We start from the raw sequence: 21,454 nt of genomic DNA on the forward strand, positions 1-21,454 counted from the left end.
GGTGCGCGGCGCCACCCTGATCGTGCTCGCCTGGAACCAGTGGCCGCTGACGCGGCGCTGCCTGGATTCGCTGCTGGCCAGCGAACTCGACTTCGCCGAAGTGCTCGTCGTCGACAACGGCAGCGAGGACGACACGCCGAGCGGCCTGGCCGGGTACGCCGGCCGTGTGCGCGTGCTGCGCCTGCCGGAGAACCTCGGCTTCGTGCGCGGCATGAACGCCGGCATCGCCGCCGCGCGCACCGGCGACGACGTCGTGCTGCTCAACAACGATCTGTTGTTCACGCAGGCCGACTGGCTCGGCCGCCTGCGCGACGCGGCCTACGCGGACCCGGCCACCGGCATCGTCGGCTGCCGCCTGCTCGGCCCGGAGGCCGACGGCCGCGTCTACCACGTCGGCGGCTACATCGAACCGGACGACCTGCACGGCGAGCAGAACGAATCGGGCCAGGTCGAGCGCGAGGTCGGCCAGTACCCGCGCACGCGCCGCGTGCAGGCGGTCGCGTTCGCGCTCGCGTACCTGCGCCGCGACGCGCTCGCGCGCCTCGGCGGCCTCGACGAGGCCTTCCACAGCTATTTCGAGGACACCGACTGCTGCCTGCGCGCGGCCGACCTCGGCATCGCCAGCGTGATCGCCGGCGCGGTCACGCTGCGCCACGACCAGCACGGCTCGACCGAAAGCGACGGCGGTTTCCGCGCGCGCCTGTTCGCGCAGAGCCGCGCCGCGTTCGCCGCGCGTTGGCGCGAGCGCCTGCGCGAGGACTATCGCGGCGACGTGCTCTGGCACGGCGCCACGCGCAGCTCGGGCGCACCGGCGCAGCTCGCGCGCCTGCTCGTGCGCCGGCTCGACGCACGCGGGCTGCGCATGGGCTATGCCGCGTCGACGCGCGAACTCGGCGACCTGCAGGACGGCCGCCTCGATCTCGCCGCGCGGCGACGGCTGCCGGCGCTGCCCGACGCCGCGCTCGCCTGCGGCATCGACGCCTTCGCGCAGGCGCGCGGCCGCTGGCGCGTCGGCCTCGGCTTCAGCGAATGGGAGACCGCGCCGGCGCGGGCCGCGCAGGCGGCGCGCGCGCTCGACCTGCTGCTGGTCCCCGACGCGTTCCAGCGCGACGCCTTCGCGCGCGCCGGCGTGCGTACGCCGATCGAACGGCTGCCGCTCGGCGTCGATCGCGACTACTGCCATCCCGACGTCGCCGCGCCACGTCATCCGCGCGGCGACTTCGTCTTCCTCGCCGTCGCCGAAGACCTCGCGCGCGATGCGCCGGAAGTCCTGGTCGAAACATTCCGCGCGACTTTCCGTGCCGACGAGCCGGTGCAACTGCTGCTGCAGATCGCGCCCGGCCGCGATGCGCTGGCGATCCGCGCCGCGCTGGATTCGCTGCCTGCGCACGCGACGCACGGCCGCGTACGCCTGCTCGACGGCTGGGGCTTTCCGTGGCACCAGCGCGCGCAGCTGCTGTCGTCGGCCGACGCCTACGTCTCGGCGCGCCGCGGCGGCGGTTGGGACCCGCGCGCGGCCGAGACGATCGCCTGCGGCCGGCTGCTGCTGGCGACCGACTTCGGCAGCCAGGCGGCGCTGGCGCGCGAGCACGGCCTCGCCGTCGCGGCGCGCCTGGTCGACGCCGGCGACGGGCGCCGCTGGGCCGAACCGGATCGCGCCGCGCTCGCCGCGTGCTTGCGCGACGCCGTCGACCGGCGCGCGGCGCTGCTCGCCGTGGCACGCGCACGCGCCGACGCGTTCGCCCGCGAACACGACATCGACACCGGCGCCGATCGCCTGGTCGAGCTGCTCGCGCGCGGCGGCACGCTGGCGCCTGCGCGCACGGCGCCGACGCCGCATCGTCCGAGTCGCGTCGCGGAAGCCGCCAGCGGCCAGATCGTCGTGCTCGGCATGCACCGCTCCGGCACTTCCAGCGTCGCCGGCCTGCTCGCGCGGCTCGGCGTCCACGCGGGCGACGACGCCGAGCTGATGATCGGCCCCGACAATCCGAAGGGCCATTACGAACTCGCCCGCCTGCACGGCGCCTGCCTGCGCCGGCTCGAAGCGGCCGGCGGCGATTGGAAACAGCCGCCGACGTCGGCGCCCGGGGCCGCCGTCGACGCGTTCCGTCGCGACATCGCCGAGCTGCTGCGCACGCTCGAGCCGCGGCGCCCGTGGCTGATCAAGGAACCGCGCCTGTGCCTGCTCGCGCGCGAACTGCTGCCGCTGCTGACGCGACCGGTGTTCGTGCACGTCGTGCGCGATCCGCACGCGGTCGCGCAATCGCTGGCTGCGCGCAACGGGCTCGCGCGCGACCACGCGCTGGCGCTGTGGCGGCAGTACACGCAAGCCGCGTTCGAGGCGAGCCGCGGCTGGCCGCGCGTGCTGGTCGACTACGCCGAGGTGCTGGCCGATCCGCTCGCGCTGGCGCGGCGCCTGTACGACACCCTGCGCGGTTTCGGTATCGAAGGCTTGCGCGCGCCGGATGCGGAAGAACTGCGCGCCTGGATCGACCCGGCGATGGCGCACGCGCGACCCTCGACGGAGAGCGCGCTCGACGACGAGACGCAGGCCCTGTGGGACGCGATCCGCGACGGCCGCGTCCTCGACCCGGACGTCGCGTTCGACGTCGCGACTGCGCCGTTGCGGCGCGCGGGCGGCCGATGAGCCTGCTCGATTTCCTGCGGCCGCGCCGGCGCGCCGCCGTGCCGCGCCTGCATCCACCGTTGCGCGAAGCGACCTGGGACGGGAGCACATTCACGCTCGCGTTCGAGCGCAACGATCTCTCCGCCGTCGCGCTCGACCTGGACGGCACGTATTTCGCCGATGCGCCGATCGACGCCGACGGCCGCGCGCAGTTCGCGCTCGCGTTCTCGCCGTCCGGCCAGGCCGCGATCGCGGCGATGCCGCGCGCGCGCCGCGACGGCGACCCGCTGGCCGCGGAGCCTCTGTGCCTGCGCTTCGGCCAGGCCGGATTCGCGCGCGAACCGATCGCGTCGGAACTGCTGCCGCTGGTCGACGGTGCGCAACTGGTCCCGTTCGGCGTCGACGCCGCCGCGGCGCACGTGGTCGTCGTGGTGCCGGTCTACGACGCGCCGGAACTGGTCGAGCGCTGCCTCGACTCGGTGCTCGCGCACACGACCGGCCGCGCGCGCCTGATCGTGGTCGACGACGCCAGCCCCGATCCGCGCATCGCGCCGCTGCTCGCGCGCTACGCCGGCCTCGCCGGCGTCGAGGTGCTGCGCAACGCGTCCAACCGCGGCTTCACCGCCAGTGCGAACCGCGGCATCGACGCCGCCGGCGGCGCGGACGTGGTGCTGCTGAACGCCGACACCGAGGTCGGACCGAACTGGCTCACCGGCCTACGCCGCGCCGCCTATTCGCGTGACGACGTCGGCACCGCGACGGCGGTGTCGGACAACGCCGGCGCGTTCTCGGTACCGGAACTGGAGCAGGCCAACGCGTTGCCGTCCGGCTGGAGTGTCGAGCAAGCCGCGCGCGCGCTGTGGTTGCAGGCCGGGCTGGCCTATCCGCAGCTGCCGACCGGCAACGGCTTCTGCCTGTACCTTCGCCGCACAGCGATCGACCAAGTGGGAAAGCTGGACGAAGCCGCTTTTCCGCAGGGCTACGGCGAGGAGAACGACTTCTGCCAGCGCGCCGCGCAGGCGGGCCTGCGTCACCTGATCGCCGGCAACGTGCTGGTCCGGCACGCGCGCAGCGCAAGCTTCGGCGAGGAGCGCCGACGCGTCCTGGGCGAAGCCGGCATGGCCGTGCTGCGCCGTCGCTGGCCGGACTACGAGGCCGAGGTCGGCCGCACGCTGTTCTCGTTCGAGCGCCGCGCGCTCGACTGGCGCGTGCGGCGCGCCTACGCCGGGAAGCCTCCATTGCCGCGGCTGCTGTGGGTCGGCGCCGGCGCACCGACGCTGCGCGAAGCGGCGGTATGGAACCTGCGCGCGAACGGCGATCGCAACGAGCTGGTCGCCGGCGACCGTGTGGTCGCCGCCAATACCTGGCGCGCCGACGATGCGGAGAGCTCGTACCGCGCGCTGTGGAACTGGCTGCAGCTGTACGCGTTCGAGGGGTTGCTGATCGCCGCGCGCAAGGAATCGGCCGCTGAGATCCTGTGCCGGCTGCTCGACATTCCGATCCTCGAGATCGGTGCCGCGCACGACACGACGCTGGCCGACGCCTTCGCGCGCGTGCGCAGCTTCGAGAGCCCATCCGCGTAGCGCCCGTGGCGGTCTGCGCGCAGACCATGCGGACTGCGCAGACGCGCTCTGCGACAATGCCGCCATGACCCTCGGCTACGCACGCGCGCTGATCACCGGACTCGGCGGCCAGGACGGCGCCCTGCTGGCGGCCCATCTCCTGCGCGCCGGCGTCGACGTGATCGGCACGCACCGGCCGCAACGCGCGTTCGACGCCTGGCGCCTGCGCGAACTCGGCATCGACGCGCATCCGCGCCTGCGCCTCGCCGCGCTCGATCCGACCGACGCCGCGGCCTGCGCCGAACTGGTCGCGGCGACGCAGCCGCAGGCGCTGTTCCATCTCGCCGGGCAGTCGCGCGTGGCCGAATCGTTCCGCGACCCGCAGGCCAGCCTCGTCGCGAACGGGCTCAGCACCGTGCACCTGCTCGACGCGGTGCGCGCGCACGCGCCGGCGGCGCGCCTCGTGCTCGCCGCCAGCGCCGAGATCTTCGGCGTGCCGACGACCGCGCCGCAGGACGAAGCGACGCCGCTCGCGCCGCAGTCGCCGTACGGCCTGTCCAAGCTGCTCGCGCACGCGGCGGTCGGCAGCTGGCGCGCGAGCTACGGTCTGCGCGCGTCGAGCGCGATCCTGTTCAACCACGAATCGGAATGGCGCGACGAGGCCTTCGTCACGCGCAAGCTCAGCCGCGCGGTCGCGCGCATCGCGCTCGGCCGCATCGATCGGGTCGAACTCGGCAATCTCGATGCGCGGCGCGACTTCGGCTACGCGCCGGACCACGTCGCCGCGATGGCCGCGATGGCCGCGCGCGACGCCGGCGCGGACTACGTGCTCGCCACCGGCGTGGCGATGAGCGTGCGCGACTTCGCCACGGCCGCGTTCGCAGCGGCCGGCATCCGCATCGACTGGTTCGGCGAGGGCGCCGACGAGGTCGGCGTCGAACACGGCAGCGACCGCGTACGCGTGCGCGTCGACGCCGATCTGTTCCGCCCGGTCGACGCGCCGCTGCGGGTCGGCGATGCGACGAAGGCCCGGCGCGAACTCGGTTTCGCACCGAGCCTGGATCTCGCCGGGCTGGCGCGGCGCATGGTCGAGGCCGATCTGGCGCGCGAGCGGGCGTAGGACTTCGGGTCGCTCTCGTGGGGATCGCTTGCGAGGAGCTTTTCTCTCGCAGAGACGCAGAGAACGCAGAGAAAGCTCTGGAAAAATTCTTTTACTCTGCGTTCTCTGCGCCTCTGCGAGAAACCGGCTTGCGCCTTTCCCGCAGACGCACGCCGAAAAACATCAACGCCGCTTGCCTTCGACGAGCTGCCGACGGAAGAAGTCGGCCGAGCGCCGATACACCTCGAGCCAGCTCGCGTGGCGCAGGAACATGTGTTCCTCGCCGGGCAGCACCAGCGTTTCGATCGGCACGCCGCGTTCGCGCAGGCGTGCGGCAAGGTCGGTGGTCTGCGCGAACTTGACCGCGCTGTCGTCGTCGCCGTGCACGAGCAGCACCGGCGAGCGCCAGCCGTCGAGCTTGGCGACGGGCGAGGATTGCCAGGCCAGTTCCAGTTCGCCGGGCTTCAATCCCCACAAGCCGCTGTTGTCGCCGCCCTTGGCGCTCTCGCGCCAGTCGTGCACGCCGTGGCGGTCGACGCCGGCGGCGAAGCGGTCGGAGTCGCGCGCCAGCGCCTGCGCGGTCAGGTAGCCGCCGTAGGAGCCGCCGTAGATGCCGATGCGCGCGGGATCGACGTCGGGCCGCGCGGCGAGGTAGGCGTGCGCGGCGAGCACGTCCTGGTATTCGCTCATGCCGCGCGGCCCCTGCTTCGCCGCCAGGCGGAAGGCCTGGCCGTAGCCGGTGCCGGCGCGATAGTTCAGCGACAGCACGACGTAGCCTTGCGCGGCGAGCCATTGGTTGTTGGCGTAGTCGTGCGCGTAGTAGTCCACCGGCATCCAGCCCGGCAGCATCTGCCGGATCGGTCCGCCGTGCACGTAGACGATCGCCGGTCGGCGCTTGTCGCCGTGCTTCGGCTCGAACAGCTGCGCATGCGACACGACGCCGTCGGCCGCGCGCAAGGTCAGCGTCTTCGGTTCGACCAGCGCGGCCTGCGGGAAGTCGTCCGGCAGCTTCGCCGGGAAGATCCGACGCACTTCGCCGCCGCGCGCGGGCAGCACGGCGATCGCGGTCGGCAGGCGCGCGTCGGAGTGGCGCAGCGCGATCCAGTCGCCGCCGGCGACGACGGCGGGATCGGTTTCGATGTCGTCCTCCGCACGCGTCAGCCGCCGCTGGCGCGACGCCTCCGCGGCGAACAGCTGCGGCCGCTCGATGTCGGCGCAGTTGCCGCTGAAGACCAGCGCGCCGTTGCCGGGCGTCGCCGCGCTCGCGGCCTCGCAGTCGCCGCGGCTGAGCGCGCGCGGCGCGCCGCCGTCGGGCGACAGCGCGTACCAGTGCAGCCAGCCGTTCTCCTCGGACGCGAACACCAGTCCGTCGCGCGTCCAGCGCAGCGGCTGGTCGACCGCGAACTGCGCGTAGCCGCCGGCGTCCGGGCCGGATTCGAACAGGCGCTCGGCTCGACCGCTGGCGGCGTCGGCGCGCCGGATCTCGAAGCGGTTGGCCGCGATCAGGTCGAACTTGTCGTCGTTGCGCAGCCCGGCGCTGCGCAGGAACGCGATGCGCTTGCCGTCCGGCGACCAGACCGGCGCCGAGTCGCGGTTGAAGTCCGGCGCCATCCAGCGCACCTCACGCGTGCCGAGGTCGAGCACGCCGACGTAGGCGCGGTCGCCGCGATCGCTGACGAACAGCAGGCGCGTGCCGTCGGGCGAAAACGCGACGGCGGCGTTCGCGCCTTGCAGTTTCAGCAGGGTTTCCCGGCACCACGCCGGCGCCGGGTCGGTGAGCGCGTGGCAGCCGACGACGCCGGCGCGGTTGAACAGCAGCGCATCGCCCTGCGGCGCGAACAACGGCGCGCGCGCGCCGGGCAGGCTGGTCGGCTTGCCGCTGCCGTCGGTGGCGATCACCCACAACGCCCGCTCGGCGCCGTCGGCGTCGTTGGCCGGGTTCAGCGACTGTCCGCTCGCGCCGCTGCTCGGTGCGCCGCGCACGTAGGCGAGCCAGCGGCCGCCGGCGCTGAGCTGCAGCGCGGTCAAGGTCTGGCCGTCGTCGCGGTCGTAGACGGTGAGCTTGCGCGGCGCGAACTCCGGCGCGCGCGCGGCCCACAGGTTGCGCACGCCGCGCTCGTTCGCGCTCCAGGCGATCAACGGCGCGCGCTCGGCGGCGACCGGCGCGTCCGGGTACGGCGCGCCGAGCGCGGCGTCGATGTCGAACGCCGGCGCGGCAGCGGCGGCGGACAACCAGACGGACGACGACCACAGGCAAGCCCGGACGATGTTCTTCATGTGCGCGGCCTCGGATGGCGAGCCCGCAGGGTAGCCGCAACGCCGGGCGCGAAATGCGGGCCTGGGTCGAAATTCCGCATCGAGGCGACGAAGCGCGGCCGCGACGGCTTGTGTACGCTTCGTGGTTCAATCCCCGCTTTCCCGTTTCGCCAGGAATCCGCCGCGCATGCGTGTGATCTTCAACGTCGACGCGATCACCGCACCGCTGACCGGCATCGGCCGCTACGCGCTGGAGCTGGCGCGCGGGCTGGCGCGGCATCGCGAGATCGAGGCGCTCAAGCTGTACTCGGCCTATCGCTGGGTCGACGATCCGGAGCACGCGCTGCACGCGAACGCGACGATCGCCGCGGTGCGGCGCAACGTGCCGTTCAAGACCTTCGCGCTGGAGGCGTACACGCAGCTGCGCTCGGCGTTGTTCCGCCTGCACACGCGCCGCCTCGACGGCTGGCTGCTGCACACGCCGAACTACGTGCTGATGCCGTTCGACGGCCCCGCGCTGACGACGGTGCACGACCTGTCCTGGCTGAACCATCCCGAGACGCATCCGATCGAGCGCGTGCGCTTTCTCGACCGCCATCTGCCGCGCAGCCTGGAGAAGGCCTTCGCGGTGCTGACCGACTCGCAGTCCATCGCCGACGAGATCGAGACCAAGCTGTCGGTGCCGCGCGCGCGCCTGCGCGTGGTGCCGCTCGGCGTCGACGCGACGTATCGGCCGCGCCCGCCGGACGAACTGCGCGCGACCTTGCGCAAGCACGCGCTGGACGATCGCGCCTACCTGCTCGTCGTCGCCACGCAGGAGCCGCGCAAGAACCTCGCTCGCCTCGCGCGCGCCTACTCGGCGCTGCCGGCGGCGCTGCGCGCGCGGCATCCGCTGGTGGTGGTCGGCGCGCGCGGCTGGCTGCAGGCGGAGCTCGAACGCGCGCTGGGACCGCTCGAAGCGCGCGGCGAGGCGCGCCGCCTCGGCTACGTCGCCGAGGAAGAGCTGCCGCTGCTCTACGCCGGCGCCTACGCGTTCGCGTTTCCGTCGCTGTACGAAGGCTTCGGCCTGCCGCTGCTCGAAGCGATGGCGAGCGGCGTGCCGGCGCTGACCTCCGATCGCTCCTCGATGCCGGAAATCGCGCGCGACGCCGACGGCGAGATCGCGCTGACCGTCGACCCGCTCGACGAGGACGCCTTGCGCGACGGCCTGCAGCGCCTGCTCGAGGACGCCGGCTGGCGCGCCGACGCCGCCAGGCGCGGTCCGCGGCATGCGCAGGCCTACACCTGGCAGCGCTGCGTCGAGGAAACGGTGGCGGTGTATCGCGAGGCGAGCGCGCACGCCCGTTGAACCGGGACCGAGGCAGACGATAGGCTCGGCTCTCGTCAGGAGAACTCGATGAAGGAACGGAACCTCGCGCTGCGCCTGGCCTGCCTGATCGCGACCGCGACCGGCGCGCCGATCGCGTCCGCGCAATTGCTGCAACCGCAACCGCCGCCGGATTCCGCGGCGCCCGTCTCGGCCGCGGCCGAGGGCATCTACGCCGGCACGCGGCCGAGCCTCCTGCAGGTGCGCACCCTGGTCGAGGCGGCCGGTCGCCAGTCGTCGATCGGTTCCGGCTTCCTGGTCGGCGCGGACGGATTGGCGATCACCAACTACCACGTCGTCTCCCAGTACGCGCTGGAGCCGAAGACCTACCGCCTCGAATTCGCGCGCCCCGACGGCACGCAGGGCGCGCTGACCCTGCTCGCGATCGACGTCGCCAACGACCTCGCCGTGGTGCGCGTCGAGGGCGCCGACCTGCCGCACCTGGAATTCGACCCGACCGCGCTGGCCGGCGAGATCCCGCGCGGCGAACGCGTCTACGCGATGGGCAATCCGCTCGACATCGGCTTCACCATCGTCGAAGGCACCTACAACGGCCTGGTCGAGCGCAGCTACAACGAGCGCGTGCATTTCACCGGCGCGATCAACCCGGGCATGAGCGGCGGTCCCGCCGTCACCGCGGCCGGCAAGGTCGCCGGCATCAACGTCGCCAAGCGCCTCGACGGCGAGCTGGTCAGCTTCCTGGTGCCGGCGAGCAAGGCCGCCGCGCTGCTCGAGCGCGCGCGCAGCGGCGCGCCGTTGAATCCGGCGCAGACGCGCGAGGAGATCGACCACCAGCTGCTCGCCTGGCAGGAGGGCTTCTACCGCAAGCTCGACGAACAGGGTTTCCGCGCGACGAAGTTCGGCCCCTACCAGGCGCCGGAAAGCGCGGCGAGCTGGTTCAACTGCTGGGCGCGCACCAACGCCGAGCAGACACCCAAGCCACGCGCGCAGATGGACAGCTCCAGCTGCAGCTCGCAAAGCTCGCTGTTCGTCGCCGAGGACATCGAGAGCGGGCGCGCCGAGCTCACCCATGCCTACGTGCGCAGCAGCGATCTCAACGCGTTCCAGTTCGCCGCGTTCCTGTCGCAGTACTACGCGTCCGCCTCGATGAGTCGATCGTGGTCGCGCAAGCGTCTGACCCAGCCCGAATGCCGCGAGGAGTTCGTCGCGCCGGCCGACGCCGCCGCGGCGCCGGTGCTGCGCGCGGTCTGGTGCGCGCGTGCCTATCGCGACTTCGCCGGCCTCTACGATGTCTCGCTGACCACCGTCACGCAGGACCGCGACCGCGAGGCGCTGGTCTCGCGCCTGGCGATGCAGGGCGTGAGCTACGACAACGCGCTGGCGCTCGGACAGCGCTTCCTCGGAGCGATCGCATGGACCCGATGAACGACAAGACGAAGCCCGAGACGGTGTGGATCGAGGTGCTCGGCCGCCATCGCGAGGTCGCGCTGCGCCAGCGCATCGACGCCGCGTCGATCACGCTCGGCCGCGCCTACGACAACGACGTCGTGCTCGACGACCCGCACGTCGCCGCGCACCACCTGCGCATCGCGCGCGGCGAGGACGGCCGCTGGATCGCCGAGGACCTCGGCAGCCGCAACGGGGTGTACGCCGAGGGCGAGACGAAGCGGCGCGAGCGCATCGCGCTCTCCGGCGCCGAGGCGCTGCGCATCGGCCACACCGTCGTGCGCCTGCGCTCGTCCGCCGAGGCGGTGCCCGAGGAACAACCGCTCGGCAGTCGCCGTTCGCCGTGGCCGTTCGCGCTCGGCGCGATCGCGATCGTGTTCGTGCTGGAACTGCTCGGCCTGTGGCTCAACGAAACCGCCGAGCCGAAGCTGATCCGCTACCTGACGCCGGTGCTGACCGTGGTCGCCATCGTCGCCGTGTGGACGACGCTGTGGAGCGTGCTGTCGCGCGTGTTCAGCGGGCATGCGCGCTTCGGCCTGCATCTGGCGATCCTCGGTGCCGGCCTGCTGGCGTATTCGTTGTACGACCAGATCGGCGAATTCGGCGCGTTCGCGCTGTCGTGGACCGCGCTGACCACCTACCAGTACGTGATCGGCTGGCTGATCCTCGCCGCGATGTGCTTCTTCCATCTGCGCGCGATCGGCCCGACGCGATTGCCGGCGAAGGCGATCGCTCTGGCCGCGCTGGCGGCGCTCGGCATCACGATGCAGAGCCTGAAGCTGTCGGAGTGGCGCTCGACCTACGGCCAGGCGGTCACCTTGCAGCGGCTCGAACCTCCGTCGCTGCGCCTGGTCGGCGCGGAGAATCCGCAGACCTTTTTCACGCGCGTCGCGGCGCTGAAGGCGACGCTCGATCAGGCGCGCAGCAAGGAACCGGAGGAAGGAGCGGAGTCGGAAGCCGAGGAATGATCTTTCCTTCTCCGTACCTCGGCGAGAACACCCTTTCCCTCACGGGGGAAAGGGACGCGCAGGTCGGCCGGGCTGCTGTGCCTTCCGGTCGATAGAGCGGATTTCTCGCGGAGACGCAGAGAGCGCAGAGAAAAGAAATCGAGAGTGCTCTTCTCCGCGCTCTCTGCGTCTCTGCGAGAAAAACGCTTCTCGCGCGCCAGCAACTACGGAGAAGCAGCCGTCGCCGTCTTCGACGGCGCGCCCGGCGTCTTCTGCTCGGCACGCGCGGCGGCCGTGCGCGCCGGATCGGGGTCGTCGAAGTCGATCTGCATGATCGTGTCGGGATGCCATTCGGGGGCCCGGTACGCCGGGCGCCGCAGTTCGCGCCACCAGTCGGCCAGCGCGACGCGCAGCGGCCTGGCCTGCTTGCCTGCTTTGACCGGCTCGAAGTCGACGCTGCCGACCATGTCGCGGCCGCTCGCCGGCGAGGCGGCGTAGACGCGCACCTGCGCCAGCTTGCCGCGCGCGGCGGCCGGCACCGGCAGGCGGAAGCGCGATTCGTCGACGCGATAGTCGGCCGAGCTCAGCTTGGCGCCCTTCGCGTCGAGCCAGTCGACGCGCACGTTGCCGGCGAAGTCCGGCTGCTGCAGGTCGACGGCGACGCCCTCGTTCCAGCGCCCGCCGTCGCGCACGACGCGCGCGTTGTCGCGCGGACGCTCGAGCACTACGGCCGGATCGCCGAGCAGGTTGTACATCTCCACCAGCACGCGGTCCTTGGACTGCTTCTTGCCGCGCACGATCGCCTCGCCGATCGTCGCGCCCGGCGTCAGCAGCTCGCTGATGATGCTCTTGCTGAACGCGGGCGAGGGCGAGTTGCGCCACGAGGCCGCGAACACCGCGACCGCGCCCTTGCCCGGTTCGCGCAGGAACTTCTCGCCGATCGAGTCTTCGGTCGGGTTGTCGAACGGCGCCGAGTAGCAGGTCATCGACAACACCATCGGCAGGCGCTCGGCGTTGCTCAGCGCGCCGACGTCGTCGAGGGTGAACAGGTCGTGGTTCTTGCGCAGGTCCGGCGGGCCGGTGCGCCAGATGTAGCGCCCGCCGTGGCCGATGAAGTGCACCAGCAGGCGGCCGTCGTCGATGCCGTCGCGGATCGCGGTCTGGTGCGCCTGGTTGTCCGATTCCTTCGGGCTGGCGTAGACCTTGTCGGCGAGGAAGCCTTCCTTGCCGAGCGCGGAGGCGATCTCGTCGGAGGCCTTCTTGAACGAATCGATCTCGTCGGTGATGAACATCACGTCGCGGCGCCAGGCGCCGAGCTGCGGCTTGCTGACGTAGTCGATCGTCTTGTCGACGATCGCCTTCACTTCCTCCGGCTTGACCACCGGGAAGCGCCCGACCGCGATCACCGGATGCCAGTCGTCGCCGTCGACCGCGGCGAACCAGTTGTCGCTGGCCGACTGTCCTTCCGGCGAAGGGAACTGCCAGGTCGGGATCAGGTTGCGCTCGGACAGCTTCTTCGGCAGCTCCTTGTAGTGCGCGCTGGCGATGGTGCCGAACGCGTTCGGATAGAGCAGTTCCTGGTCCACCCATTTGGCGTAGGCGCCGTCGCGGTACTGGTCGCTGCGGATGTCGAAGCTGGCGTCGCCGACCAGCAGCAGGAAGCGCGGACGCGGCGACGGCCAGGAGTGGTAGGCGACGTCGACGAGGTTGCGCACCGCCTGCGGGTGGGTGATGCCGTGGTTGAACTCGTCGTAGACCGCGTCGATGTCGAGGACCGCGACCTTGAGACCGCGCTTCTCGTGAAACTCGGCCAGCGGCTTGATCGACTCGATCAGGCTCGGATGACTGACGATCAGGTAGTCGTAGGCCTGCTCCGGCTGGCGCCAGTGGTTGTCGGCGACCGCGCGCAATGCGACCGGCTTGGCCAGGCCGGCACCGAGCACCGGGAACAGCTCGGTTCCCACCGCTGCCGGCGCGAACGCGTAGCGGCCCGCGCCGAGCGCGCGGCCGGGTCGGCGCACGCCGTCGCTGCCGTACAGGACCGGAACGTTCTCGCCGCGCCAGGTGAGCTGCAGCGGCGCCTGTGCGTCGGCGCGCACACGCAGCGGCAACGTACCGGCGTCCAGGTCGCCGGCCAGCGGATAGTGCGTCTCCAGCCAGTTGAACATCACCACGTCGACCGCGTCCTGCTTGCCGTCCCACGGCAGCGGGCGCTTGGGCACGCGCAGGCCCAGCGTGTTCTCGCGCGCCTTCAGCCAGCCGCCCGGCACCTCCAGCGTGCGCCGGATCTCGTCGCGGCCGTTCCAGCGCAGCGTGGTCAGCGCCTTGCCGTTGACCAGCACGTCGACGGCGTGGTCCTCGAGCGCGTCGCCCTTGTACTTGTATGGCGGGTTCAACGCGGACAGGCCGCGGAAATTCAGCTCCAGCTTCACCGTCGCGGCGCGCGCGTCGAGATCGGGAAGATCCAGGCGCGTCTCGAACGGCTTCGCGTCGACCTGGGTCAGCTTGGCCCATTGCCAGACGTCGGATTCCTGCCCCGGCTTCTGCTGCGACTGATCGAGCCGGATCATCAGGTTTTCCTGCTCGAGGTGCAGCTGGCGCTCCAGCGCCGCGCGGCCGGTGCCGGCGGCCTCGACGTCGCGCAGGCGCGCGTGCGTGCCGGACGCGGCGCCGAGCAGGTAGACGTTGTTGACGCTGTAGGGGTCGTACCAGCTTTCCGGCCCGTGCAGCGGCTGGCCGATCCATTCGATGCGATCGCCGCTCGCGAACCGCTCGCCGGCTGTGACGATGCGGATCGGCACTTCCTTGCCGTTCTGCGTCAGCACGAGCTCTTCGGCCTTGCAGTCGGCCAGGCCAGGCTGCGCGGCGACGATCGCGGCGTGGTCCAGCGTATAGACGCCGGCGTGCTCGAGTTCGATGTGCAGGCGGCCGTTGCAGGCCAGCGCGGACAATGGGGCGGCGAACAGGGTCAGCGCGAACGCGCGGATCGGGAAGGCGGATGGCATGTCGGGAAAGGCGCTCGCGGAGAACGTTCTGCGCGGCGGAAACGGCTGTGGAACCGCGCAGGCTACCGGTCTGACCGCGACGCCGCAACCGAAGTTTCCGGCGCCCGCGCGCCGTAGAAGCGCGCCAGCAGCGCCGCCACCGCCGGCGCTTCGCGCGCCAGCGTGGCCGGGTCGGAGAAGTGCAGCTCGCTGACCACGGCGAAGTATTCGTCGGCCGATTCCGCCGCGTAGGGATCGATCGCGGTCTCACGGCCGCGCTCGACCGCGCGCAGCAGCGCGTCGTAGGCCGACTGCATCGCCTCGACCCAGTCGCGCCGCGCGATCGACGGCGGCAGCCGCGGCGTGCCGTTCATCGCGCCGTCCAGCGCGTCGAGCTTGTGCGCGATCTCGTGCGCGACGACGTTGAAGCCGTCGAACGGTCGTTCCAGATCGGTGGCGACGTCGGCCCAGGACAGGATCACCGGTCCGTGCTCCCAGGCCTCGCCGATCAACTCGTCGTCGCCCTCGGTGACCACGCCGCTGTGTTCGTCGTGGTGCTCGCGACGCACGCGGAACTCGCCCGGATAGACGATGACCTCGCGCCAGCCGGCTAGATGATCGAACCCCAGATGCAGCACCGGCAGGCAGGCCAGCGCCGCGATCGCCAGGCACTCGGCGTCGTTCAATACGTGGCCACCGGCGGCGCTGAAGGTCTTGCGCGCGAGAAAACGCTCGCACAGCGCGCGCAAGGCGACGCGCTCGTCGGCGCCGAGCCGGTCGAACAGCGCCGAGCGCGCCAGGAGCGCGTTCCAGTCGGCGTCGCCGATGCGCGGCGCCGGCGCGAACGCCTCGCGCAGGCGGCGCAACCAGTTCGTCATGCGGGTTCCGCGGGAAGGATCAGGAGCGGATTAGAGCGGCATCGCGCGGCGGTGCGCAACGCGCGGTCGCTCGATGGCATGAAAGGCGAGTGCGGGATCGCGGGGTCAGCGGTGCCGATTCACTTGATCGCGCCGGGCACCAGGGATTGCCAGCGATAGGTCGGGCGCTTCGGCGTCGCCACGATCGGTGCGGCCGGGTCGCCGGTCGGCGCGATCGCATTCGGCGGCAAGGCATCGGGCGACTTCACGGGCGCGCTGCGATTCGGCGCCGTGTCGCCGCCGCCCCGCAGGTTGCGCGGCGTGCTGCCGCCGCCTTCGTCCGGTACGTCGACCATCATGCCGCGCGCGCCGGACGAACTTCCGCCGCCCAGGCCGCTGCTGTCCGAGTCGCCCGACGCGTTCAGCGCGAGCAGCCCGACGCCGCGCAGCGGCGCGTCCTGCGCGAACGCGTTCACGCAGCAAGCCGCGGCCGCAACGAACGCAAGAGCGAGGACGGACTTGTTCATGAAGGGATTCCCGGCGCGGGGAACGGCAATGCTCGCACGATCCATGGGTCGACTCCAGTGCCTGCCTTTAGCATGTTCCGTGCCACCCCGCCAAGGGTCTTCGGTCGCGCTTTCGCCCGGCTGGACAGTGTCCGACGGACACCGGCGGACACTCGCGGACGTTCGACGCGGACAGAAGGCGTGGCGGACGCGGCGCGTCCTCCTTCTCGGATGCGCACCGGCGCCCGCGGGTTGCAGTCGCGTCGATCGACGTCGTTCGCACCGTTTCGGTGCGAAGCGCGGCTACACTGCGGCGATGCCCGCCCCGCTGTCTCTCCAACGCGCGCCCGCGCGAACGCCCGCCCCGCCGCCGTTGCTGGCGGAACTGGCGGGCGGCGAGGCCGTATCCGGCAGCGCGTTGGCGGCGCGCCTGGGCATCAGCCGTGCGGCGGTGTGGAAGCAGATCGAGCGATTGCGCGAGCTGGGCCTCGAGATCGGCGCGCAGGCCGGCAGCGGCTATCGCCTCGCCACGCCGCTCGAACGGCTCGACGAGGCGACGATCCGCGCCGCGCTGGCACCCGCCGAGCGTGCCCGCCTGGGCGACCTGGTCGTGCACTGGCAGCTCGATTCGACCAGCAGCGAACTGCAGCGGCGCGCCGGCGACGACCCGCGCGACGGCCTCGCCTGCCTCGCCGAGATCCAGAGCGCCGGCCGCGGGCGGCGCGGCCGTGCGTGGCGCATGCCGCTCGGCGGCGGCCTCGCGCTGTCGCTGCTGAAGCGCTTCGACGACGGCATGGCCGCGCTCGGCGGTCTCAGCCTGGTCGCCGGCGTCGCCGCGGTGAAGGCCCTGGCCGACTGCGGCGTCGACGGTGTCGGCCTGAAATGGCCGAACGACCTGCTCGCGCACGGACGCAAGCTCGGCGGCATCCTGGTCGAACTCGGCGGCGACGCCACCGGCCCCTGCCATGCGATCGTCGGCATCGGCCTGAACCTGCGCCTCGACCCGGACACTCTGGCCGCGATCGACCAGCCCGCGATCGACCTCGCCAGCCTGAGCGCCGGCGAGCCGCCGTCGCGCAACCGCCTCGCCGCGCGTCTGCTCGCGCAGTTCGGCGCGGCGTTCGAGCGCTTCGCGCACTCCGGTTTCGACGTCTTCGCCGACGAGTACGCGCGGTTCGACCTGCTGCGCGATCGCCCGGTGCGCGTGCTGCGCGCCGGCGCGGCGGAGGACGGCCTCGCGCGCGGCATCGACGCGCGCGGCGCATTGCGCGTCGTCTTCGCCGACGGCGAGCGTCGCGTCGACGGCGGCGAAGTCAGCGTACGCGGCACCGGCACGGACACGGCATGAGACTTCTGATCGACCTCGGCAACACGCGCCTGAAGTGGGCGACGCTCGCGCAGGACGACCTGCGCGCCGGCGGCGTGTTCGCGCACGGACAGGAACCGCTCGAGGCGGCGCTGCGCGCCGAATGGAGCGAGCTGCGCGGCATCGAGGCCGTGCTGGTCGCCAGCGTCGTGGCGCCGGCGCGCGAGGAAGAACTCGACGCGTTCGTGCGCACGCGTTTCGGACGCCACGCCGACTTCGTGCGCACGCCGGCCGCCGCGCTCGGCCTGCGCAACGCCTACGCGGAACCGGCGCGGCTCGGCGTCGACCGTTTCCTCGCCCTCGCCGCGCTGCACGCCGAGCGGAAGCGCGCGCAGGTGCTGGTCAGCGTCGGCACCGCGTTGACGATCGACGCGCTCGACGCCGGCGGCCATCATCACGGCGGCCTGATCCTGGCCAGCCCGCGCCTGATGCGCGAGGCCGTGCTCGGCCGCACCGCGCGCGTCGACGCGCTCGGCGGACGCTGGAACGACATGCCCGACAACACCGTCGATGCGGTCGTCGCCGGCTCGCTGTACGCCGCGCTCGGCGCGATCGAGCGCTTCGCCGCGGTCGCCGCGGACCGGCTCGGCGCGCAACCCGCCGTGGTGCTGACCGGCGGCGGCGCCGAGGAGCTCGCACCGCTGCTGCCGCAGGCCGAACGCGCCCACGATCTGGTCCTGCGCGGACTGGCGCGCTGGGCGGCGGAGCAAGACGCGCGCGATCGTCCGTGATGGCGGCCGATTCGGTGGTTCGTTGCGCGCGTCGGCGCAGCGATGGCGTCGGAAGGTCTACACGTCGCCATCCGCGATCGCACTTCTCACTTAGAATCCGGCGCTGACTCCGCACCGGATTTGCCCGACCGATGTTCGTCCGCGCCCTGTTCCTGCTGCTGCTTGCGCTGACCATCGGGGGCGCCTGCTGGCTCGCCTTCGCGCAGCGACCGCCGGCCGAGCCGTCGGCGACCGATGCGGGCGTACCGAAACTGGTGCTGCTGTCCGAACGCGACGGCGATGGGCCGCTCGCCAGCGCGGAACTCGCCAGTCCGCCGGAAACCAAGGCCGACCTCGCCAGCGATCAGTGCCGCTCGATCGGCCCGTTCCCGACCCAGGCCGACCTGCGCGCAGCAATGAATGCGCTGACGCCGCTGAGCAAGCGCATCCAGTTCCGCGAGACGCACGCGACGCAGACGCGCGGCTACTGGGTCTACCTGCCGGCGATGCCCTCGCGCGAGCAGGCGCTGGCGACCGCACGCGCGCTGTCGGCGAAGGGCGTGCGCGACTACTACGTGGTCACCGCCGGCGACCAGCAGAACACGATCTCGCTCGGCCTGTTCCGCGAGCCGGCCAACGCCGAGAAGCGCCGCAACGAGATCAGCGCGCTCGGCTTCAAGCCGCAGACCAACACGCGCACCGAGGACCTGCCGCAATATTGGATCGACCTCGCCCTGCTCGGCGACGAGGCGCCGGACTGGCGTTCGCGCGTGCATGCGGGGCGCGACTTGCGGGAAGAGACGATCGATTGCTTCTGAGCTTCCGACCTCGCGGCCGATCCGGGTTTGCGCGGTGGCTTCACGAAGGCGTCGAAGCGGATCTCTCGCAGAGCCGCTGAGTACGCAGAGGAAGAGACGAAGCTCAATGCTTCTCTCTCCGCGGCCTCTGCGCCTCTGCGAGAGATTGCTCTCCGCGAGGCCGCGAGGCCGCGTGGAACGCGAACCCCGATCTTGCGCGCTGCTACAATCCCGCCCGCGCCGCTTTAGCTCAGTTGGTAGAGCAACCGCCTTGTAAGCGGTAGGTCATCCGTTCGAGTCGGATAAGCGGCACCATCTGTCGGCGTCGGGAAGTCGCTAGACGACCCGAGATGCGCGGAAGCCGCGCGAAGTGCGGGTCATACAGCCGCCCGTTCATGCGGATCACGCCCACCGGCTCGGCCATCTCGTGGCCCGTGTAGCCGTGCGTCGTGCTGGATCGCAGCCACGTCTCCAGGCCTGTGTCCCAGGTTCGCTCCACGTCTCGCCGTTGCGAAGCTTGCCCACGCGTCGAAACTCGTCGACGTCACCGGAGCCACCGGTTGCTGCGTCATCGCCGACAGCACTCGGTGCGTGCTGCCCTGGAAGTCCGTCAGCAGGGTCAGGCGCTTCAGCTGGTAGACCTCGCGACTCACATCCTGAACCACCAGCACGTTGCCGGCGGTGCGCCGGACCTCCTTCAGCGCTCCCGCGCCATTGCTGGCCGTCGCCGCATAGCGGACCTCCGCACCACCGACGTAGTGCACCACCGTGCTCGCGGTCTGCGCGAGCACGCCGTCCTAGTCCAGGCGCCGGATCCGCTCACGGTTCGGGCCATAGGCGAAGCCCACTCGCGCACCCGCGGCGCCATTGTCGTTGTGCACCAGGTCCACTGCCTGGTCGGCTGCGTTGTAGGTGATCTTGCGCACCTCACCGCCCGTCAACGCAAATATTTCGGCAATCCATGCACCACGCCATGGAGCCAGCGGCGCCTAACTTGATGGCTTCAGCATCACCTCCTCAATCTCGCCCTCGCAATCACTAGAATCGCAAAACTCAGAGCTATGTGGATAGCGATAACTAAAACAATTTCCTTTCCAGCAGAGTCCAAAAAGAATCCGCGCCCTCTTATTATTAAGGCTGAATACCAAAGAATTACCGGCACAGCATATATTTGGCTTATGCGCGGTGATCGAATACACATTGCGATGCTCAGAATTTGGAAACCGATCGCGAAAGACACGAGGATCCAAGAGAGTATGGCAAGCATCATGGCTTCACCACGCGCTGACCAAGCAGCCCCTTGATCCATTCCCATCCTGACGGATAGCCAAGACGGCTAACTGCGATCTCCGTGGTGATTGCACTCTCGTAGGGATACATGAAACGAGTTCCGGATAGCCACCAATTCGACGTGCTTTTTCCACCAACCATATACCAGACTCCCTCCCCCCCCCCAGCGAGTCACTGTTGCAGTTCGACCCCAAGTGAACGCACCGGTGAAAGCCCCGCTGCCCATCAGTAGACCATTAGCCATGCCTGCATATCCTCCATATTTGTAGGCATCGCTCATCTCGTCGACACCACCATCAATTCCGTATAAAGAGCGGATGTGACCTGTGGCTCCAAACGAAACCACGTCGCCCATTCCCGCCGCGAAGTCCACCATACCCTGAGGGAGCGATGGAGGTTCCCATGCCATCCAGTACTGCCGATCACCATAGGACGCAGCGGCCATTTCTTGATCTGTCGTGCGATTCTGTGCGGGATTTCTTGCCATTGCGCCGAACGCATACCCAAACGCCGCCGTCACCGCCCCGTTGGCAAACTTCCCGCCCGCCAAACGCGACGCCGTCCCTCCGATCACTGCTGCGGCGACCGCCTGCGCCGGCGCTGAACTGAAGCGAGTCTCCTGGATCCCCGGGGCGGTTTAGGCAAGGTTTTCTCGATAGTGCAAGCAATGGAGGCGGCGTGATCTCGGACATGATGAAGGCGCGGGTTTTGCTCGCGGTCGCGGAAGGGCAATCGCTGGCAAGCGCGGCGGAGGCGAATGGCCTTTCGCCTAGTCGGGGCAGGGACGCTCTCAATCGCCTCTGTAGGAAGCTGAGGATGCCGGGGCATGTCGCTGAGATACATGCCAACGGACAGGTCTATCGGGATGCGGCGCTGAAGATTATTCATGATCCGAAGCACGCGCTCCGGCGTGGCCTTCGGGACAAGCTGGTCCGATTTCTCGAGTTGCGATCCGCAGAAGACTTGACGCCCGGCTATGTGTCTAACATGACTGCGCCCTTCATGCTGGATGTCGGATTTTCCCGGGATGCCGTTTCCGAGATTCAGGAGTGGCTTCTCGCGAATGGCACACGTTTCAAGCGCCAAGCTCCCAAGGCAGGGACGCAGACACAGACCGCCACCAGCGCAGCACTGCTTCTGGACGCCTTCGGCTTCGATGTGATAGCCGCCAAGGCTGCGCTGGACGAGCTCAAGTCTTCCGGCGATTGAGCGTTTTCCTGACAGACGGCGCACCGCCGAGGCTCAACCGTGCTTATGCCTTCGGTGCGCTCAAACCGATTCTCAAGTTCGGAGCATTGGGATTTACCCTGGAACCCTTCGTAGTTCTCAACAGCCTGCTAGAAAACGCGGTACGTAAACCTATTTCAAAGGATAAGTAACACCGGCGCGTAACTCAAACTTACTCACTCTGTCTATTTTACCGTCCTGAACACTATAATTAGCAGAACAAATTCCCGTGGTGCTAGGTGGAAAGCCGCTTCTCTCGCAATCGAGCTTTATCTCGAAACCAAATTGCCCAGGTAAAGTGTTCTCAGAATACAAGGTCGGCTGAGAAGGTATAGCCACGCCATCAAGATCTATCGACGAGAACTTATAACTCTTTCCGCGCAGAAGAATCTGCACTGAGCAATCATCGGCCTTGCAATTAATGGCGATCGATGATCCATCCGAGTACCTAATA

The 21,454-nt window shown here is 70.2% G+C and carries 16 protein-coding genes and 1 tRNA gene; 11 read left to right on the forward strand and 6 right to left on the reverse strand.

What is annotated here, in order from left to right; all coding sequences use genetic code 11:
* Window position 1: 1 nt before the first annotated feature.
* The 3 genes from J7520_RS00690 (at window position 2) to J7520_RS00700 (ending at window position 5,308) form a co-directional block, all read left to right on the forward strand.
* Window positions 2-2,647: a glycosyltransferase gene (locus J7520_RS00690; protein ID WP_291182759.1), complete on the forward strand. Its 2,646-nt coding sequence runs from the start codon at window positions 2-4 to the stop codon at window positions 2,645-2,647.
* Window positions 2,644-4,209: a glycosyltransferase gene (locus tag J7520_RS00695; protein ID WP_291182761.1), complete on the forward strand. Its 1,566-nt coding sequence runs from the start codon at window positions 2,644-2,646 to the stop codon at window positions 4,207-4,209. The genes J7520_RS00690 and J7520_RS00695 overlap by 4 nt, the downstream gene beginning before the upstream one ends.
* Before the next feature lie 64 nt (window positions 4,210-4,273).
* Entirely contained in the window at window positions 4,274-5,308 is a 1,035-nt protein-coding gene (locus tag J7520_RS00700) for a GDP-mannose 4,6-dehydratase (protein ID WP_291182763.1), read from the forward strand.
* 162 nt (window positions 5,309-5,470) lie between these two features.
* Here the strand turns inward: J7520_RS00700 and J7520_RS00705 are convergent, their stop codons facing one another.
* Window positions 5,471-7,564 (reverse strand): prolyl oligopeptidase family serine peptidase, encoded by a 2,094-nt coding sequence (locus J7520_RS00705; RefSeq protein WP_291182765.1) that lies wholly within the window; start codon window positions 7,562-7,564, stop codon window positions 5,471-5,473.
* A gap of 166 nt (window positions 7,565-7,730) precedes the next feature.
* On the opposite strand from J7520_RS00705, the gene J7520_RS00710 reads away from it, so the two are divergent.
* From J7520_RS00710 to J7520_RS00720, 3 genes are read left to right on the forward strand one after another with little or no spacing between them, the layout of a single operon-like run.
* Complete coding sequence (locus J7520_RS00710; RefSeq protein ID WP_291182767.1) at window positions 7,731-8,891, forward strand: glycosyltransferase family 1 protein; 1,161 nt, start codon at window positions 7,731-7,733, stop codon at window positions 8,889-8,891.
* A gap of 48 nt (window positions 8,892-8,939) precedes the next feature.
* Window positions 8,940-10,295, forward strand: a complete 1,356-nt coding sequence (locus tag J7520_RS00715; protein WP_291182769.1) for a serine protease — start codon at window positions 8,940-8,942, stop codon at window positions 10,293-10,295.
* Window positions 10,283-11,284, forward strand: coding sequence for an FHA domain-containing protein (locus J7520_RS00720; protein WP_291182770.1), 1,002 nt, complete (start codon window positions 10,283-10,285; stop codon window positions 11,282-11,284). The genes J7520_RS00715 and J7520_RS00720 overlap by 13 nt, the downstream gene beginning before the upstream one ends.
* Before the next feature lie 203 nt (window positions 11,285-11,487).
* Here J7520_RS00720 and J7520_RS00725 read toward each other — a convergent pair whose 3' ends face one another.
* The 3 genes from J7520_RS00725 to J7520_RS00735 form a co-directional block, all read right to left on the reverse strand.
* Entirely contained in the window at window positions 11,488-14,268 is a 2,781-nt protein-coding gene (locus J7520_RS00725; RefSeq protein ID WP_291182771.1) for a C25 family cysteine peptidase, read from the reverse strand.
* A gap of 62 nt (window positions 14,269-14,330) precedes the next feature.
* Entirely contained in the window at window positions 14,331-15,125 is a 795-nt protein-coding gene (locus tag J7520_RS00730; protein WP_291182773.1) for a M90 family metallopeptidase, read from the reverse strand.
* Window positions 15,126-15,244: 119 nt separating this feature from the next.
* Complete coding sequence (locus J7520_RS00735; protein ID WP_291182774.1) at window positions 15,245-15,631, reverse strand: hypothetical protein; 387 nt, start codon at window positions 15,629-15,631, stop codon at window positions 15,245-15,247.
* Window positions 15,632-15,983: 352 nt separating this feature from the next.
* On the opposite strand from J7520_RS00735, the gene J7520_RS00740 reads away from it, so the two are divergent.
* From J7520_RS00740 to J7520_RS00755, 4 genes are all read left to right on the forward strand, one after another.
* Window positions 15,984-16,958, forward strand: a complete 975-nt coding sequence (locus J7520_RS00740; RefSeq protein ID WP_345776895.1) for a biotin--[acetyl-CoA-carboxylase] ligase — start codon at window positions 15,984-15,986, stop codon at window positions 16,956-16,958.
* A complete protein-coding gene (locus tag J7520_RS00745; protein WP_291182777.1) occupies window positions 16,955-17,707 on the forward strand; it encodes a type III pantothenate kinase in 753 nt (250 codons plus the stop codon). Before J7520_RS00740 ends, J7520_RS00745 begins: the two co-directional genes overlap by 4 nt.
* Window positions 17,708-17,838: 131 nt before the next feature.
* Window positions 17,839-18,504: an SPOR domain-containing protein gene (locus J7520_RS00750; protein ID WP_291182778.1), complete on the forward strand. Its 666-nt coding sequence runs from the start codon at window positions 17,839-17,841 to the stop codon at window positions 18,502-18,504.
* 218 nt (window positions 18,505-18,722) lie between these two features.
* Window positions 18,723-18,798 (forward strand) — tRNA-Thr (locus tag J7520_RS00755).
* Window positions 18,799-18,860: 62 nt separating this feature from the next.
* Here the strand turns inward: J7520_RS00755 and J7520_RS00760 are convergent.
* Both J7520_RS00760 and J7520_RS00765 read right to left on the reverse strand, forming a co-directional pair.
* Window positions 18,861-19,274, reverse strand: a complete 414-nt coding sequence (locus J7520_RS00760; protein WP_291182779.1) for a hypothetical protein — start codon at window positions 19,272-19,274, stop codon at window positions 18,861-18,863.
* Between the two features lie 6 nt (window positions 19,275-19,280).
* Window positions 19,281-19,409, reverse strand: coding sequence for a hypothetical protein (locus tag J7520_RS00765; protein ID WP_291182781.1), 129 nt, complete (start codon window positions 19,407-19,409; stop codon window positions 19,281-19,283).
* 1,042 nt (window positions 19,410-20,451) lie between these two features.
* Between J7520_RS00765 and J7520_RS00770 the strand changes: the two genes are divergently transcribed.
* On the forward strand, window positions 20,452-20,982 hold the full coding sequence (locus tag J7520_RS00770) for a hypothetical protein (RefSeq protein ID WP_291182783.1): 531 nt from the start codon (window positions 20,452-20,454) through the stop codon (window positions 20,980-20,982).
* Window positions 20,983-21,454: the final 472 nt, after the last annotated feature.

It is taken from the genome of Dokdonella sp. (assembly GCF_017744955.1).
Classification (GTDB): domain Bacteria; phylum Pseudomonadota; class Gammaproteobacteria; order Xanthomonadales; family Rhodanobacteraceae; genus Dokdonella_A.

Coding starts and splice junctions, on each gene's coding strand:
- J7520_RS00695 (WP_291182761.1), top strand. CDS start 2,644: ATGAGCCTGCTCGATTTCCTGCGGCCGCGCCGGCGCGCCGCCGTGCCG.
- J7520_RS00700 (WP_291182763.1), top strand. CDS start 4,274: ATGACCCTCGGCTACGCACGCGCGCTGATCACCGGACTCGGCGGCCAG.
- J7520_RS00705 (WP_291182765.1), bottom strand. CDS start 7,564: ATGAAGAACATCGTCCGGGCTTGCCTGTGGTCGTCGTCCGTCTGGTTG.
- J7520_RS00710 (WP_291182767.1), top strand. CDS start 7,731: ATGCGTGTGATCTTCAACGTCGACGCGATCACCGCACCGCTGACCGGC.
- J7520_RS00715 (WP_291182769.1), top strand. CDS start 8,940: ATGAAGGAACGGAACCTCGCGCTGCGCCTGGCCTGCCTGATCGCGACC.
- J7520_RS00720 (WP_291182770.1), top strand. CDS start 10,283: ATGGACCCGATGAACGACAAGACGAAGCCCGAGACGGTGTGGATCGAG.
- J7520_RS00725 (WP_291182771.1), bottom strand. CDS start 14,268: ATGCCATCCGCCTTCCCGATCCGCGCGTTCGCGCTGACCCTGTTCGCC.
- J7520_RS00730 (WP_291182773.1), bottom strand. CDS start 15,125: ATGACGAACTGGTTGCGCCGCCTGCGCGAGGCGTTCGCGCCGGCGCCG.
- J7520_RS00735 (WP_291182774.1), bottom strand. CDS start 15,631: ATGAACAAGTCCGTCCTCGCTCTTGCGTTCGTTGCGGCCGCGGCTTGC.
- J7520_RS00745 (WP_291182777.1), top strand. CDS start 16,955: ATGAGACTTCTGATCGACCTCGGCAACACGCGCCTGAAGTGGGCGACG.
- J7520_RS00750 (WP_291182778.1), top strand. CDS start 17,839: ATGTTCGTCCGCGCCCTGTTCCTGCTGCTGCTTGCGCTGACCATCGGG.